Source organism: Hydrogenovibrio sp., from assembly GCF_049975065.1.
GTDB lineage: Bacteria > Pseudomonadota > Gammaproteobacteria > Thiomicrospirales > Thiomicrospiraceae > Hydrogenovibrio.
On record NZ_JBNGDN010000040.1, the window covers coordinates 1 to 16864 of the forward strand.

At 52.4% G+C, this 16864-nt stretch carries 15 protein-coding genes and 1 pseudogene; 5 read left to right on the plus strand and 11 right to left on the minus strand.

Features of this window, described 5'->3' with window-relative positions; all coding sequences use genetic code 11:
* The first annotated feature begins 91 nt into the window (after window positions 1-91).
* From ACP5D0_RS06180 to ACP5D0_RS06200, 5 genes are all read left to right on the plus strand, one after another.
* Window positions 92-1549, plus strand: coding sequence for an aspartate kinase (locus ACP5D0_RS06180; RefSeq protein WP_472364789.1), 1458 nt, complete (start codon window positions 92-94; stop codon window positions 1547-1549).
* Window positions 1537-2403 (plus strand): tetratricopeptide repeat protein, encoded by an 867-nt coding sequence (locus ACP5D0_RS06185; RefSeq protein WP_472364790.1) that lies wholly within the window; start codon window positions 1537-1539, stop codon window positions 2401-2403. Before ACP5D0_RS06180 ends, ACP5D0_RS06185 begins: the two co-directional genes overlap by 13 nt.
* 226 nt (window positions 2404-2629) lie before the next feature.
* Window positions 2630-3133, plus strand: coding sequence for a thioredoxin family protein (locus ACP5D0_RS06190; RefSeq protein ID WP_472364791.1), 504 nt, complete (start codon window positions 2630-2632; stop codon window positions 3131-3133).
* A 47-nt stretch (window positions 3134-3180) separates the two neighbouring features.
* The gene (locus tag ACP5D0_RS06195; protein WP_472364792.1) at window positions 3181-4566 is read left to right on the plus strand and encodes a TolC family protein; all 1386 of its coding nucleotides are present in this window, start codon (window positions 3181-3183) and stop codon (window positions 4564-4566) included.
* Window positions 4563-5099: an efflux RND transporter periplasmic adaptor subunit gene (locus ACP5D0_RS06200; protein ID WP_472364793.1), complete on the plus strand. Its 537-nt coding sequence runs from the start codon at window positions 4563-4565 to the stop codon at window positions 5097-5099. Before ACP5D0_RS06195 ends, ACP5D0_RS06200 begins: the two co-directional genes overlap by 4 nt.
* 64 nt (window positions 5100-5163) lie before the next feature.
* Here the strand turns inward: ACP5D0_RS06200 and ACP5D0_RS06205 are convergent, their stop codons facing one another.
* From ACP5D0_RS06205 to ACP5D0_RS06255, 11 genes and pseudogenes are all read right to left on the minus strand, one after another.
* The gene (locus ACP5D0_RS06205) at window positions 5164-5625 is read right to left on the minus strand and encodes a DUF4870 family protein (RefSeq protein ID WP_472364794.1); all 462 of its coding nucleotides are present in this window, start codon (window positions 5623-5625) and stop codon (window positions 5164-5166) included.
* 123 nt (window positions 5626-5748) lie between these two features.
* The gene (locus ACP5D0_RS06210; RefSeq protein ID WP_472364795.1) at window positions 5749-7065 is read right to left on the minus strand and encodes an NAD(P)/FAD-dependent oxidoreductase; all 1317 of its coding nucleotides are present in this window, start codon (window positions 7063-7065) and stop codon (window positions 5749-5751) included.
* A gap of 405 nt (window positions 7066-7470) precedes the next feature.
* Window positions 7471-8022, minus strand: coding sequence for an SgcJ/EcaC family oxidoreductase (locus ACP5D0_RS06215; protein ID WP_472364796.1), 552 nt, complete (start codon window positions 8020-8022; stop codon window positions 7471-7473).
* 146 nt (window positions 8023-8168) lie between these two features.
* Entirely contained in the window at window positions 8169-8636 is a 468-nt protein-coding gene (locus ACP5D0_RS06220; RefSeq protein ID WP_472364797.1) for an NfeD family protein, read from the minus strand.
* A gap of 26 nt (window positions 8637-8662) precedes the next feature.
* Window positions 8663-9574, minus strand: a complete 912-nt coding sequence (locus tag ACP5D0_RS06225; protein WP_472364798.1) for an SPFH domain-containing protein — start codon at window positions 9572-9574, stop codon at window positions 8663-8665.
* 132 nt (window positions 9575-9706) lie between these two features.
* Window positions 9707-10237, minus strand: a complete 531-nt coding sequence (locus tag ACP5D0_RS06230) for a nucleoside deaminase (protein ID WP_472364799.1) — start codon at window positions 10235-10237, stop codon at window positions 9707-9709.
* A gap of 4 nt (window positions 10238-10241) precedes the next feature.
* Window positions 10242-12197 carry an alpha-amylase family glycosyl hydrolase gene (locus ACP5D0_RS06235; RefSeq protein ID WP_472364800.1) on the minus strand — a complete coding sequence of 652 codons (1956 nt, stop codon included), beginning with the start codon at window positions 12195-12197 and terminating at the stop codon, window positions 10242-10244.
* Window positions 12198-12242: 45 nt separating this feature from the next.
* Window positions 12243-13184 (minus strand): PfkB family carbohydrate kinase, encoded by a 942-nt coding sequence (locus ACP5D0_RS06240; protein ID WP_472364801.1) that lies wholly within the window; start codon window positions 13182-13184, stop codon window positions 12243-12245.
* The gene (locus tag ACP5D0_RS06245; RefSeq protein ID WP_472364802.1) at window positions 13181-14062 is read right to left on the minus strand and encodes an HAD-IIB family hydrolase; all 882 of its coding nucleotides are present in this window, start codon (window positions 14060-14062) and stop codon (window positions 13181-13183) included. The genes ACP5D0_RS06240 and ACP5D0_RS06245 overlap by 4 nt, the downstream gene beginning before the upstream one ends.
* Window positions 14059-16263 carry an HAD family hydrolase gene (locus ACP5D0_RS06250; RefSeq protein WP_472364803.1) on the minus strand — a complete coding sequence of 735 codons (2205 nt, stop codon included), beginning with the start codon at window positions 16261-16263 and terminating at the stop codon, window positions 14059-14061. Before ACP5D0_RS06250 ends, ACP5D0_RS06245 begins: the two co-directional genes overlap by 4 nt.
* A gap of 397 nt (window positions 16264-16660) precedes the next feature.
* Window positions 16661-16864, minus strand: a pseudogene (locus tag ACP5D0_RS06255) (amidohydrolase); the annotation flags it as partial.

Here is a 16864-nt window from a genome sequence, read left to right on the forward strand (position 1 = left end):
GGTCTTAATGGCACCATGATTTGCAAAGACCTCTAACGCATATTAATGCAATCTCCGAACTCATAAATCAAAGAGTGATTTATATAAAACCATGTCAAATACATTGAACAATTCATCAAAACGTAAATTGAGTGTTGAAAAAATCGGCGGCACCTCCATGAGTGATTACGCGGCCGTGCGTGACAACATCATCCTTTATCCGGAGAACCCTTACCAGCGCATCTTTGTGGTGTCCGCTTATGGCGGCGTCACCAATGACCTGCTGGAACACAAAAAAACCGATCAACCCGGTGTTTACGGTCTGTTTGCCAATGACGACGTTGAAGACGATTGGCGCATTGCGTTGGATCAGCTGAGTTTGAAGCTGAACAAAATCAATGCCAGCCTGTTTAACAACAGCGAACTGCGCACTCAAGCCAACGACTTTATCGACGAGCGCTTTGCGCAGACGAAACAGTTGTTAAACCATCTGCAGAATTTGTGTCGTCACGGTCATTTTTCGCTGGAAAGCCATCTGCTGACGGTACGTGAGCTACTGGCGAGTCTGGGGGAAGCGCACAGCGCCTGGAATCTCGCGCACCTGTTGCAGCAAGAAGGGGTTAACGCCCAATTCATTGATCTGACCGGCTGGCAGGCGGAGCGAACCTTGCCGCTGGACGAGGTGATTCAGAACCACTTGGGAGCGGTTGATTTTGAAAGCGTTCTCCCCATTGTCACCGGCTATGCCCATTGTCAAGAAAACTTGATGCACACCTTTGACCGTGGCTACAGCGAAATGACCTTCAGCCGGATTGCGGTCTTGTGCCAAGCCACCGAAGCGGTGATTCACAAGGAATATCACCTCAGCAGTGCCGACCCGAAACTGGTCGGTGAAGACAATGTGGTGCCAATCGGTAAAACCAATTACGACATTGCCGATCAGCTGGCCAATCTGGGCATGGAAGCGGTGCACCCGAAAGCGGCGCAGGGGTTGCGACAATCTCAGATTCCACTGCGCATTAAAAATACCTTTGATCCCGCGCATCACGGCACCTTGTTTACCGAAGACTATTTCAGTGAATTCCCGCAGGTGGAAATCATTGCCGGTATGCCCAATCTGATTGCGGTGGAAGTGTTCGATCAGGAAATGATGGGGCAGCAGTCGCATTATGAAAAAGTCTTGATTGATACCAGCCAGCGTTTAAAATGTCAGGTCATCACCAAAGATTTCAATGCCAACACCATTACCCTATACGTCAGTGCTTCGCTGAAAAAGGTGAAACGCTTGACTGAACAGTTGCAACAGGCCTTGCCGACCGTCACCATTCAAACAAGCAAGGTGGCGCTGGCGTCCGCAATGGGCAGCGATATGCGCATTAAAGGGCTGCTGGTGCAAGCGGTGCAGACCTTGTTTGACGGCGGCATTAATGTTGAGGCGATTCATCAGAATACGCGACAGGTGGAAATGCAGTTTTTTGTCAATGAAACCGACTTTGAGCGCACCGTTAAAGCGCTGCATTCCAAACTCATCGAAGTTCATAACCACGGGAAAGCGATATGCGAGCATTAATGGTTTTTCTGCTCTGGGTGACGTTTGGCCAGGCCTGGTCGGCTGACCAGCGCCACACCAAAGAAACCCAGGATGTGGAAACACTGGAAGAACCCATATACAACCCGTTTATTGAACGTTATGTCATTGATGAGCTAAAACAATTGCGCGTGGACATGAATGAATTGCGCGTCGAACTCACCAAAGAAGTGACCAATCGAGAGTTGTCCGCGACATCCCGTGCCGTAGGCTATGCTACCGACACCGTGACCTATTTCTTTTACCTGATCGCCGGTATTTCATCCGTACTGCTTTTGGTGGGATGGACTTCCATGCGTGATGTGAAAGAAAAGGTGATGAATCTCGCCGATACCAAGGTGAGTAAAGTCATTGAAGAATACGAAGATCGCTTGGCCAAACTCGAAGAAGAGTTGAATCGAAAATCGCGCGGCATTACCAGTGCTCAAAAGCGCATAGCACAACATCAGGACATTCACAGTCTGTGGTTGAAGGCCGGGCAGGAACAGATTTTGAGTAATCGCATGGCGATTTACGATCAGATTCTGGAAATTGACCCGAGTAATGCCGAAGCCATGACCTATAAAGCCGATGCCGCTCTGGAAATGGGCGAGCCACAATGGGCGATTAACCTGTGTAATCAGGCGTTGCGTGTCGAGCCGGAAAATACCCATGCCTTCTATCAGCTGGCCGGTGCCTACGCATTGATGGATAAGCCAACCGATGCGATGGAATATTTGCAAAAGGCGGTGGAAAAATCCGATGGTTATAAAGAGCAGGTTCAGAACGATCCTGTATTCCATTCGCTCAAGGGTAATTCGGATTTTCAAGCGCTCCTGCGCGAAGACGATACCTAACCGCCTATCTTGACCGTTGCCGCATCCGACTCAAGCTATTGCACTGATCCCACTCAGTCCCGTTTTATGGGCACGGGCGGTCAACTGGACTGTCAACCCTTTCACACGCTTTCATTTTTAATCCATATTTTTTGTCCGATTTTATGGATAAATACGGGTTAAATTCCAATTAACTTCTGAATGAACTTCTGATTTAATCAGCGGAACGCTAACAAGAGGACGGCTTATGAACCCTATTTCCAAAATTCTCGCCACCGTGCTGTTGGCACTGGTGGGCTTTCAAGCGCAGGCGGCGGATTTTTTCGATGAAACCTTTGGTAATCTGCAAGAAGAACTCGAGGTCGCCAAAGACGATGGCAAGCAGGGTATTTTCATTTTCTTTCATATGGAAGAATGCCCCTTCTGCGACCGCATGAAAAATACCATCCTCAATCAACCGGATGTGATTCAGTATTTTAAGAAACACTTTCTAACCTATCAAATGGACATTGAAGGCTCGAATGAAATGGTGAATTTCGATGGCACGGAAGGCACCTCTCAGTTCATTTCAGAAAAAATTTATCGGGTACGCGCCACGCCAGTGATGATTATTTTTGACCTAAAAGGCCAGCCGATTGTGCGCTATACCGGTCCAACCCGCACCAAAGAGGAGTTTATGCTGCTTGGAAAATATGTAGTGGACGGCGCTTATAAGGATATGTCGTTCACACGCTACAAGCGACAGCAATAAATAGCCGTTCACACTTTATTCCATTTCTCTTTTAAACAGGCGCGCTTATGATGAAACTGAAAACATTACCCAGAGGGATGCGTCTTTCTCTGGCAACGACTTTGATGCTGGCCTGGCCAGTCTATGCGGCCGATGAGGGGCAAACCCGCCAAGCATCGACGCCCCCAGCCGAAGCGGTGGCTGGGCCGACGGTGCAAACAGAAGAGACGCCAACGGTGCCAGTCTTGCCGGAACCCTTAACCTTGGAAAGTGTCATGGCCTTGCCGGACAGCATCAGCCCACAGATTTTGGGTGCCCAGGCGCGTCAGGCGCGCGCTCAGGCTCGCTATAATCTGCAGGAAACCGAAGATAATTTTGAGCTGAATCTGATTGGCCGTCTCGGTTGGCGAGAATACGATTTCCAACCGGAAGATAATCATTTGTTCGGCTTGGCGCTGGGGAAAGAAATTTACGATTTCGGTCGCAATGACGCGGCCTTGGAAGCTGAAGAAAAACGTCTGGTCGCGCAAAACCGACTATACGAAGATGAAAAAATCCAGTTTCAGATTCGACTGATGCAGGCCTATTTCAATATCATTCTTGCGGACTTCCAATACCGCATTGAAAATGAAGCCATGGCGGTGGCTTATATTGCGATGGACAAGGCGCGTGACCGCCATGAACTGCAGCAACTGTCGGATGTGGATTACATCAAGCTGCAAGCCGATTATGAAAAGCTTCTGGTCAAACGCAGCCGGGCGTCTTACGAGCAACGTCGCACCCGTACCTATTTGGCCAATCTGGTCGGTCAGCCGGACAGACTGGCGGATAAGTTAGACTTCCCCAAGCTCAACAGTATCACCGGGCGTCCGTTGGAAGATTTAAAACATTATCAGGACATGGCGCTGGCCAACAATCCGTATCTGCAGCATTTGGAAATGCGTTTGCAAGCGGCGCAGTCCGATTTGGAAGGTGAATCTTTGGAAGACAAACCGGTGTTTCGAATGGATGCGCTGGCGGGCTATTCTTCGAACTATGCTTATGGTCGTGAAGGGCGCTGGCGGGTGGACTTGACTATGAATTATCCGCTGTACGACGGCGGCGTGCGTTCCGCTCGGGTGAGCGAAGCACGCGCTGGGGTGCAGGAAATTCAGGCGGAAATTCAACAATATCAGCAAACCTTGCGCGATCAGGTGGCCGACTTGTATTTCAAATTGCAAATGGCCGAAGCGGAAAAGAAACAAAACACCGTTTTCGGTGAATATTCCGAACTCTATCTCGACTACAGTCGCGCGCTTTATGAAAATGAATCCACCACCGATTTAGGGGACTCCATGGTGCGATTGTCGGAAGCGAATTATCAGGTCATTGCGCAGAAATTTCGACAGACGCTTCAGTGGGCAAAACTGGACTATTTAACCGGAAAACAAGTAGCATTGGAGACATATAAATGAACAGCAAGCCAACATCCTTGAACACACTGAAACACGGCGCGGTTGGGGGGCTTTTAATCGGCAGCCTTTTTTTAAGCGGCTTGCAGAGCGCCGCAGCGGACGTGGTGAAAATCGGGTCGCTGGTGGTCGGGCAAGTGGAAACCGTGCTGGTAAAATCGGGCGACGCTGTGAAAGCCGGGCAGTTGTTGATGACCATTGACGACGCCCGTTTTCAAGCCAAGCTGAAAAGCGCGAAAGCCCAAGTCGGGTTTTGGGAGTTGAAACTGGCCGATGCCAAAATTGAGTTGGATCAGGCGCTGGATCTGTTTGACCGCACCGTGACGGCCAAGCGAGAATTGGACGCGGCGCAATTGGCTTACGATACCAGTCAACAGCAACTGATTCGCGCCAAAGGCGAACTGGAATACACCCAGGCCTGGGCGAAATACTTTAAGATCAAAGCACCGGTCAGTGGCAAAATTGCCAAAATCGACGCCCCCAAAGGCACCACGGTTTATAAAGAAAACACGCCGCTCATTCAGATTGAATATTAAAGGCTCAAGCTGAAACCACCAGGCCTGGTGAAAATCGCCAGGCTTGGTAAAACGGGCCGTCCGATCAGCGATAATCGCCAAAGCCGAACAGGGTGCCTTCAATGGTTGCCTGACGATCCAAGGCACTCAAGCCTTTCACACAGCGCACCACCAACCAGATCATCCACCATAGCAATACCAGCCAGCCGATCACAATCATCGAAAGCAAGGCCCCGACAACTAAATAGGCTAAACCGTACCAGAAGGTTTGAATTTGAAAGCTGTAATGCGATTCCAGCCACTCCGGCTGGTCGTGTTCGCCGCGTTTGACATACGCCATGACCACACCCACCAGTGCGGTGAGGCCGATGACCAAGCCGACTAAATACAGCACATAGACAATTTTTGCGTTGGTGGTGTCTGCGGGTTTGTCGGTTGATGCCGATGAGCTTGCGGCGGCTTCCGGCGAGGGTGTTGACGTAGGTGCCGGTGGCGTTTCGATGGTTTCGTTTGCGGGGGTGCTGCTTGGATTACGTTCGTCGTTCATGTGATGTCCTCATCCTTATCCATTAAGTGTGTCGTTCAGAGAGATGGTTTATGTAAAAGTGCGGAAGCCGCCTTTCAACGTGATTATCGGAGAAAACATACGCTGACACAACTTCTTTTCGGGTTAATAGACCTTAAGAGCCGGTTTAACACGTTTTTCCACAAAGGCCGTGAGCAGAATCCACAGCATTTTCCAGCGACCGTGCAGCGTCAGTTGATGTTGCCGATACAAGCTGTTGTAGGCCAGATGTGCGGTGCGACCTTCGATAAACCAAGGTTTTTTAAAGAGTTTGTGCATCAGTCCGCCAACGGTCTGATAGTCGCTGAGTGAAATCAAAGCCCCGTGATCTTCATAGACAAACGACCGAGTTTGGCGGCTGAGGATAACGGCTTCCAGATTGCGAGCGCAGACTTCTGCCATCTGGTGCGCGGCTTGCGCCAGCGCCGGAACCGGCCTGGCAGATTCACCTTGGCCTTGCATCAGGGCGGCACAATCGCCAATGGCGAAAATACGGTCTTCCCCTTGCACCCGCAGGGTGTCGTCCACTTCAATCTGATGGATGCGATTGGTCGGTAAGTCCAGTTCGGCTAAAAACGCCGGGGCTTTGACGCCAGCCGCCCAGACAATCATGTCCGCCTCAATGGCGCTGTCTGCGGTGATTAAACGGTTTGCTTCAATGTCTTTAATCATCGTGTTGGTCAAAATATCAATATCGTGTGCCACAAGCGTTTGCCGCGCCTTGTCAGCGAGATGCTCCGGCAAGGCCGGGAGAAGGCGTTGGGTGGCTTCAATCAGGCTGATTTTTAAGCTGTTTGAGTGGGTGGATTTCAACCCAAACGCTTCCAGTCGTTCCACGGCCTGACGCAGTTCCGCCGCCAGCTCGACGCCGGTGGCGCCCGCACCGACAATGGCAATGTGCACCGGCGGGCTGTTCGCAGCGGGCGTGGCTAAGGCATCAGCCTGTTCCGAGTATTGCAGAAAACGATTCAGGAAGGCCTGATGAAAATCTTCGGCTTCGACGGCGGAGTCCAGCGTGTAACAGTGTTCCCGCACCTGAGTCATGCCAAAATCATTGCAACGTGCGCCCACGGCCATGACCAGATAATCGTAACTTAGGGTGCGTTCCGCAAGCACTTCTTTTTGATGATGATCCAGCCAGGGCGCGAGGGTGATCGTGCGTGCTTTCTTGTCCAGGGTGGTCATGCGTCCCAGACGAAAATAATAACCGTTTTCTGCCGAGTGGGCACGATAGCTCAAGGCTTCCCGTCCTGTGTCCAGTGAGCCGGAGGCCACTTCATGCAAGAGTGGTTTCCACAGATGCACGCGGTTGGCGTCCACCAGGGTGATTTCCGCAAAGCCTTTTTTGCCTAAAGAGCGGCCTAGGTGGGTGGCCAGTTCCAGGCCGCCTGCACCGCCGCCGACAATGACGATCTGTTTCATTTATTTCTCCTAGCCCGAAAAATTCATAAATTAAGCACCATCTCGCTTGCCCTTTGATTCCACAAGCCATGTTTCTTCAGTCGGTCGTAATCGTGGAGTCGGCACTCCTTCAGAAATTTCCTTGTGAAAACAAATTTCTGCGCGATCTTGGCGCAAATTTATGAAATTTTCGGGCTAACTGACAGTGAGCGGAGTTGGTCACAGTGCCTCAGTGCGCCGGATCAGACTCAACGATATTTCCATTGTACGCATTTTGCATGGAATAAGTAGATGGGAGACCGTTGAGAGGCGATTTATCACAAAAACGTCATGATGAGTTATTTTCGACTATCTTGACAGATGACGCTGGCGCGTCAGCGGAAGGGCATACGGCCAGGCCTGGTCTTTTGGGGGGTTAAGGTGCGGTTATTTTTCCGGCATCGTGGAGGAGTGGTGATGGACGATTTTCCATTGCTGGCCACGATATTCGTAAACAAAAGTGTAACGCGCGGGCACGATGGTCTTTTGACCATCGGTTTCCACCTCAAAGTCGTAGATGCCGGCATCGGTGAGTTTATTACAGCCTTTTTTGATATTGCGCTGTTTAATGATCCCGAAGGGTTTCTTTTGCAGAAAGTGTTGGAAGTAGTCTTCGATTTCGGCGGTATTGGTGCGCGGTACATTCGATACGGTGGGCAAGAGCACGGCATCCTCGGCATAGAGTGCCGCGACTTGTTTGGCATCGCCGGTCTGTAAGGCACGATTCCATTGGTCAAACAGGGCTTCGGCCAGATGTTTATCGGCCGGTTGACAGCTCACCTGTTCGTTGGCGACTTGGGTATCAATCGGTTGGTTGTGTGCGGCGCGGCCGGTAATCTGTTTTTGGGTGTTGTTGCGTTGATAGTCCCCAAAGCTGATGTGGCGGTCGTTGCCCTGGTCAATGCCGAGGCTTCCGGAAACGGTCACTTTGCGGGTCATGGTCGCTTGCCTTTAATGGTTGTCAAGTGACTGTATTTTACGGGATGAAGTGGCACTTCAACCATAGGACTTTGCTATGGGTTAACGTGAAATGGCTCTATGGGTGGGCGATTCCGGGTGGGTGAATCCGGAATGGATGGCGTTTTTCAGTGTGCCGGCTTGGTGGCGTTTGCGGGCTTTTTTACCCAGGCCTGGTTATTTTTCAATTGAGTGACCAATACGGTGTCGCCTGGCTGAAAATCGTCTTCATCCGTGTTGGCGACCGCATAGGTGGTGCCTTTGTAATTGACACGGAACTGGCCATCATGCTCAAGAAGCTGCCCCTTTTCGCCGAGTGTCAGCGTTTCCAGTTGAATCGATTCCACATTGGGGCCGAAACGTCGGGTGAGGTGCGATTTAAACGCAAACGCCAGTAGGAAACTGACCAGTGCCATAAACAGCAACTGTTGCGTGGCGTTGTCAAACGGCCAGATAAACTCCCCCACCAGTGCGGTGAGCACAAAGCCGAGGCCGATAAATACCAAGATAAAGGTCAAGGTGAGTATTTCCGCGACAATCAGTGCCACGCCGACCGCTAGCAGTATCCAGTTTGAAATGGGGGCGAGTGCTTCCATGATCGGACTCCTATGGGGTGCGGTGTTTACAGGGCTTTGTTCGAATCGCGCAGGATTTGCGCTAAAGCAGTCAGTGAGCCAACCATCTCGGAGGTTTCCACCGGCACCACGACTTTGTTGGCACTGTCGGAGGCGGCAATGCCAGAGAAGGCTTCGATGCGCTCTTTCGCCAGTAGAAATTCGGCGGCGGTTTGGTTTTCGGCCATGGCGAGATTGATCAGTTCCATGGCTTTTTTGTCGCCTTCGGCCAATTGTTCTTTTTCAAAGCGTTGGGCTTCGGCGGTTCTTTCCAAAGCCTCGGCTTCGCGGTAGGCTTTTTGCTTTTCGCCCTCGGCAATGGTGATGGTGGCGTTTTTCTGGCCGTTGGCTTCGATTTCCACGGCGCGTTTTTTGCGTTCCGCCTCCAGTTGCAGTTCCATGGCTTTTTGCACGTTTTCCGGCACGATGATGTCGGAGACTTCCACACGGGTGACTTTCGCGCCCCAGGTGCCGGACGCCTGATCCAGTGCCGCCAGCAGGGCGGCATTCAGGTCGGAACGGCTGGAAAGGGTTTCATCCAATTCCATGCGGCCGATTTCCGAGCGCAAGGTGGTCTGCGCCAATTGAGCGATGGCGATTTTCAGGTCGAGAATTTCGTAGGTGGCCTGTTTGGCATTGTTGACTCGAATGAACACCACGGCGTCAATCAGAATGGAGACATTGTCTCGGGTGATGACCGACTGTTGCGGCACGTCAATCAATTGCTCCTGAGTGACGAATTTGGAACGACGCTGGTCGATCACGGGAATGATGAAGTTAATGCCGCCTTCCAGTGTTTTGTGATAGCGGCCGAGACGCTCGATGACCCATTGTTCGGCTTGAGGCACAATCTTGACGGCCATAAACAGGTAAATGATCACCAGCGCCAACACGGCGAGTACAAAAATATCAAATCCCATGAATATCACTCCTTTGTAATGTTTTCGAACCAGCGGTTGAGTGTCGTGATTATAACCTGATTTTAAGAGCTAGTGCGTAACGGGTTGGATTTTTTGCATTTGACCCGGCCTGGTCTTTTGGCTGCAAAGCACTCAATAGGGTTGCTTATCGACTTTATTTTGCCAGGCCTGAAATGGGCGGATGGCTTCGCGACCGAGTAATCGAATCATCGGCAACTGCCGTTCGGCCAGAGGACGGGCGATTTCGTCATACAGAAAGGCGTCGTCAAACCCGATATTGGCGGCGTCTTCGCGAGTGTTGGCGTAGTAGATCCGATCCAGTCGCGCCCAGTAGATGGCACTGAGACACATGGGGCAGGGTTCGCAACTGGTGTAGATGACGCAACCGGACAAGTCGTGTGTGCCCAGTGCGGTGCAGGCCTGGCGAATTGCGGTGATTTCGGCGTGGGCGGTTGGGTCTTGGGCGTGGGTCACTTGGTTGTAGCCTTCGGCGATGAGGTTGCCGTTGCGGGCGATGACGGCACCAAAAGGACCACCGCAACCGGCTTGCATTTTGTCGTGTGACAGCGCAATGGCGCGGCGCATAAACTGCTGGTCGGCCTCGGTGATTTCTGAGGTTGGCTCCGGTCTAGCGGCTGTAAGGGTTTCGGTCGTCTTTGTCATGCGGTTACATTTCATAGAGCCAGTAAAAGCCAAAGCCGGGAATGACGAGGGTGTTGTTGAAAATCTCCGGTTTGTGGCGGGTGTAAAGGTCGATTAATTGCCCTTTGCGGTAGCGTCCCCAGCCGTCGATGGATTCGAGATCCAGTTTTTGCGGCTGGCTGTTGAAGTTGGCGACCACCAAAACCCGTTCATTGTATTTATGGGGGTCGTAACGTGTGAAGGCAAACAGGTTGGGATTGTCTAGGTCAATCATTTCACGGTTGTTGAAGTCGGAAAACACGGAAACATCCTTGCGCACCGAGATGAGTTTTTTCAGTGCGTTGAAAATGTCGTATTCCACACATCCGGGGGTGTGGCGAGCTTGGGCTTTGTCCCAGTCGATGGAAGGTCGATGCACCCAGCGGTTGTCGTCCATTTTGTTGGGGTCGGACAGGTAGGAATCGTCATTGAGGGTGCCGATTTCATCGCCGTAATACAGCAGCGGCAGGCCGCCGAAGGACAGAATCATACTGTGCAGGAGGATAATGAGTTGGACGGCGTCTTCCACCGCATCCAGATCGCCGCTTTCCAGCGCGTATTGCAGCCCGACCAGGGAGGCAAGGGAGCCGGATATGCGGGCGTCGCCGGTTTTTTCGTTCTGCCCGAACGGCAAGCCGCGGGCATGGGAATTGTCGAATTGACCGGTAAGGTAGTCGATTAAAAAGCGGCGGTGTGAAACGGGTTCGTAACCGGCGCGGATAATGTCTTTGTCGTCAAAACCCAGGCCGATGTCGTCGTGACAGCGGACATAGTTCAACCAAGTGGCTCTTTCCAGCTTGTTGGGCAGGCTTTGGATGCCTTGGTTGAGCAGGCGGGCGTTTTTGGTGGCAATGGCGTCCCACATCAGCGCCATAAAGGTGGCGTTGTAGGCGATTTCGCATTCTTTGGCGATGACCGCGTCTTCGCCGAAATATTTGGTGACTTCCACGGGGGCGACAATCGCCTCGGCAATGAAGAGGACGCCCGGTGCGGTGACTTGGCAGCAGTCCTTCAGCAGTTGCAGGATGAGGTGCGCTTCGCGCTCGTTCTGGCAGGTGCTGCCGATTTTTTTCCATAGAAAAGCGACGGCATCGAGGCGCAGTATGTCGGCACCTTTATTGGCCCAGAATAGAATGATGTCCAGCATTTCGATAAACACGGCGGGATTGCTGTAGTTGAGATCCCATTGATATTCGTTGAATACCGTCATCACCCAGCGTTGCATTTCGTCGTCCCAGGTGAAATTGCCGGGCGCGGTTTCCGGGAAAATTTCCGGCATGGTCTGTTCGAACATATCGGGAATGTTGCGGGATTCGAAGGTGTAATAGTAGTCTTGGTATTTGGTCTCGCCCGCGCGGGCTTTCTGTGCCCATTCGTGTTCGTCGGAAGTGTGGTTAAGCACCACGTCCAGCGCCAGCAGAATGTCTCGGTCGCGCATGTCGGCGGACAGGGCGCGTAAGGTTTCCAAGGTGCCAACCCGAGTGTCGATTTCGCGAAAGTTACTGACGGCGTAACCGCCGTCACTTTTGCCTTCTGGGCAGGTCATCAGCGGCATGATGTGCACCATATTGACGCCGAGTTCTTGAAAGTAGCTGAGTCGGGATTGCATGCCTTTTAAATCGCCAGCAAAACCGTGAGCGTAGAGTGCCATGCCGACCCATTTTTGGCTGAGAAACCAGTTGTAGTCCTTTTCGCGTTCTATGTCGATGGCGCGTAAGCAGGGCGGCCGTTTAATGTATTTTCGTGCCATGGTTTCGACTAGGTTGAGCGCTTGTTGTTCAAAGTCGGGGCGGTGGCCGTAAAGACGTTCGAACAGGGTGTGAATGGCGTAAAAATTGGCACCGAGACGGGTATAGAAGTGGCGCAGGTCTTGTTCGTAAATATCGGGCTTGATTTGGTTGAGCAGTTTGTTTAACAGTGAGTGTGAGATTTGCTCGTACATACTGTCCCCGTTGCGATGTGTAAGATGATGGTGGCGGCCGATTCGTTACGATCGGGTGAAAATCGACTGGTAAACAGACTTGTCGTGCGGCGTTGCGCCTTGACAACCGATAATGTGGCTGGCAAACGTGAGCGCCTTCTGCAACCCCTTGTCGATGGACCAGCCGTGTATTAGACCATGAATGTAAACGGCGGTAAAGGCATCCCCGGCGCCAACGGTATCGACAAATTGGTCGATTTTCCCCGGTGCGCGTTGCTTAAAACCTTCCGGTGCCAGCACGCTGGCACCTTCCGGACCTTGAGTGACAATGAGCTGTTCCAGTTGAAAGTGTTCACGAAAAGCCTGCATGGCGGTGCGCAAGTCGGTTTGGTGAAAGCCGAGGTCACGGAGTTCGGCCTCATTGAGCTTGACCCAGCGTGCGGCCTTTAACCAGTGAAAAAGCGACTCTTTTTCCCACCAGGGCGCGCGCAGATTGACATCCAGGAAAATGGAGCCTTGGAGGGTTTGCTGCAGTTGTTCGAATTGCCGCCGAGCAAAATCGCTGCGCAGTGCCAAAGAGCCATGATACAGCAGAGTGTTTTCTGCGCTGGCTGTCTGGTTGTGTGACCATTGAGTGATGGCGGCATCGGCTTCAATGAAGTCAAAGGCGCTGTCGGGGGCGATGGTGTAGTGCGGTTCTTGGTCAATGAGTTTAATGTGAACCTGTCCGGTGGGGTGGTGAGCATCACGCTGAAGGCCCAGAGTGCGGATTCCCCAGGCCTGGGCGATTTGCAGAAGCTCGTCTCCCAGTGCATCCACCCCAATGCGTGAGATGAAAAAAGGATTGTCGCCCAACGCTTGCAGGTGCCAGGCAACATTGAAGGGGGCGCCACCGATGACTTTTGAGCCGTCGGGAAAACAGTCGAATAACACCTCGCCAAATAAGACGACGTTTTTGGGGGCATTCGGTGTGTTGGCCGACGGGGCTTGCGTGTTGGACTGAGTCATACAGAAACCTCCTTTTGAAGCCTGAGTTCGATGTTATCGAGTCGCTCTGTAAAGCGTGGTGCAAAATGGCGCACGCCTTGTAACACCCCGGCGGCGTAGTGACCTTTATGGTCGGCCGTGTCCGGCACTTGGAAAAAAGCGCTTTCGGTGTGCTGTTTTTGGCATTCCTGCCAGGCCTGGCGTTTCAGGTCGTCCGAGGCGTTGGCGACCAGAATGGCATGGATGGGGCTGGATAATACGGGTAAATCATTGCCGCTGTCGCCGGCAAAAATCACATTCGACAGGCTTAACCCCAATTGCTGTTGCAGAAACTCAATGGCATGGCGCTTGGTGGCGTTGGGGGGCAACACATCCAGTAAGCCGACATGGGCGGCCTCGTCCAAACTCCAGATCAGGCTGGTGTCGATATTCAGCGGTGCCAGTGCGGTTTTGGCCAAAGCTAAGTAATCGTTTTGGGTGCCGAAACTGAGATCGCCGTAGAAGCTGACTTTGTGGGTGTTTTGTTTTTCCGGTTCCTGAAGTGTCAGGCCTTGAATGGGTGCCAGTATCTCGATTATGTCATGGGGCTGGCAGTTTCCCCAGGCCTGGTTGATTTCATGATGCCAGTTTTCGCAGGCCTGCCAGCCGCTTTGGGTGCGGTGATAAATCTGTGTGCCGACATCGGTGATGGCGTAGTCGGGGAGGGGAAGGTTGTATTGGTGAATGGCGTCTTCCATGAGTGCCAAATGGCGGCCTGTGACATACGTCAGAGTGACATCAGGTGCCTCGCAGAAGGCTTTGAAGGCTGGGCGCGCCAGCGGATGTTCCGGCTGTGCACCGTTGGGAATAACGGTGCGATCCATGTCGGTGCACAGGAGAAGTTGCTGGCGTTGGCTCATGGTTTATCCTTATCTTTATCTTTATCCTGTGTACTCGCCGTTGAGTCATCCTCTGGCTCAGGTGGACGGCAGCTATCGAAAAAGTCGTAATATTCCAGCGCTTCGAGAATGCCTTCTTCATAAGGTTTTTGAGCGAAATAAATGCGTTCGAGATCGGTCAGCTGTGACAGTTCTTCGTTGTGCCGGTTGGCGACCACTGCGGCCAGCGCATTGCCGCGCATCATGTCTTCATCCGCACCGGAGCCACCGGCGACGAGAATGCGTTCCAGTGGGATCTGCCAGTGATCGGCCACATAACGCAACGCCATGCCTTTTGACGCGCGGATGGGGAGGATGTCGAGATATTTACCGAAGGAAAGTTGTACATGAACCGATTGTTCTTCCTGATGGAGCAGACGCCGAATTTCATCCAGTTCAAGCAGATCTGTGTCGAGGGTGTAGCTGAGTTTGAAATAGGTCTGCTCGGTTTTGGGTTGTTTTTTTAAACCTGGAAGGGGGTCGAGCAGGGCACTGATTTGATGCGGCACCCAATGGTAATCAATGTGTTTGATCCAGGCGGTGTCGGTGGTCAGTTTGGGGGCATAGCTGATCTCGGTGCCGCTGCTGGAAATAATGATGTCGGGTTCGGGAATGGCGTGCTGTTTCAGCAGGCGAAGGGCGGAGTCGAGGCGGCGACTGGTGGCGACAATGAATAAAGTGGTTTTTCGGTGCGCTTTAAGTTGTGCCAAGAGCGTTTTTAAGGCTTCTGGATGCCCCATGAGGTTTTGGTCGAGACTGCTGACAAAGGCGCGATCGCGATAGAGTTCGGCGCGTCGGACGATGTGGCGGCGTTCGAGTCGTTCGGCCTGTTTGACGATGGGCTGAATTAAGTCGAGGTAACGGTCGGCGTGCGCTTGCCAGGCATAGTGCTCCAGTACGCCTGCCAGGCCACGATGAACCAACCTTTGGTGTGTTTCGGGCGATTCAAGGACGGTCAATAAGGCTTCGGTTATGGTGTGCGGATCCAGCGGGTCAATGAGCAGGCCGTTGTGACAGTTGCCGATAATGTCGCGTGGCCCGCCGTCTTCCGTGGCGACCAGTGGCAGGCCGGAGGCGGCCGCTTCGATTAATGTCAAGCCAAATGGCTCGGTGAGTGCCGGGTTGACGAACACGCCGCCGGTGGCGGCGGCTATGCGGTAAATCATGGGCACTTCATCGCGGGTATGATGTTTCGGCAGGGAAATTTTGCCGTAGAGGTCGTAGCGATCTAGGGTGGCCCAGATGTCACGAAACACTTGGCGAGCGCCGCTTTCAAGATCGTCCACATCGTCGCGGTTACCGGCAATAATGACGAGGTTGGCGAGGGTTTGCAATGTTTCGGACTGACCGTAAGCCTCGATTAACGCGGTGATGTTTTTGCGGTGGTCTGGACGTGAAAGGGCCAGAATCATCGGTTTGTCCGGTTCGGTGAGGGGTTTGGTCAGGCGTTGATAGAGTGGACTTTTTTGTTCATCGCCCATCGGCGGCATAAAATGTTTGAGGTTGGTGCCTGGGGGCAGTACGCGCATTTGTTCCGGTTGGTAGAAGTCGTAGAGTTCATACTGCTCGTCAATTTCTTGGTGGGTGCTGGTAATAACCCTTTCCGCCGAGGCCAGGGTGTGTTCTTCAGCGTCGATGCGACGCGTCATATTGTAGTCTTGTTCGATCTGATCTGCCGTCAGGCCGCTGGCGAGCAGTCGTGCACGCTTAACGCGACCGAGTGAGTGACCAGTGTGGATTAAGGGGATCGACAGTTGATGGGTGAGGTGCGATCCGACATAGCCGGCATCGGCGTAGTGGCTGTGCAGAATGTCAGGGTAACGTTCCTGTTGCCGGAAAAAATCCACCATATTATCGGTGAAGGTGTCGAGATAGTCCCACAGCTGCTCTTTGTAGATGTACTCGTCTGGCCCGGCTTCAATGCGTACGATTTGCAGTTTATCGGAAAGGGATTCAAACGGTTCGGCGTAGTCGGTTGCGACCCGTTCATCTTTAACACGTCGGGTAAAAAGCTCCACGCGCGCCACTTCCGGCTTTTCGGCCAGTGCCTGCGCCAGCTCCAGAACGTAGAGTGTCTGGCCGCCAGTGTCGGCATCTCGACCCAGTTCCAGGTTGTGACCACGAATGAGGCCGTGGACACTGATCAGTGCAATGTATAAACCATCTGTCGTTTGAGTTGTCATGTTTCGCTCTTTTTTAAATTGTCGTGTTGATCGCAAGGCCGCGTGTTGATTATGCAATGACGTTTGTGAATCCAGGCTAGGACAGGTTAGGGCGGCGTAATTCGGCGTAATGGTAAGGCGTTTATTGGGAGACCTCCGATTGAATTCTAGCGGATTCATTCGGGTTGCGTTAACGCAGGGTTTAAACGCCTCGTAGGCGTCTCAACTGAGTAGAGTTTTGTGAAAGAACACATAATTTCATTTTACAAGCTAGGGTTGAAATAACAACCCTTGAATTCAAGACTCTTTACAAGATTCTTTAACAAAGCACATCGGGTTCAATCAACGGTTTTTTGTCGGTGTTGTGGAATCGAGGCGCTCAATCGTGAGATTGACCAGGCCTGGTGGGTTTCGGGTTTCAAGGTGTTTTGGCTGTCGGCATCAGGTCGGGACGCTGGAACAGTTGCAGAGCGTTGCGGTAAGCAATTTTTTCGGCCACGGGGCGCGGTAACTGGTTCAGCCAGCGGCGCATTTTCGTCAAGGCATGACCGACTGTCAGCCAGCGCAGTGTGCTGTAGGTGTCGATGGCGGCCAGCATTCGGTCTTGATGTTGAATGAAAAA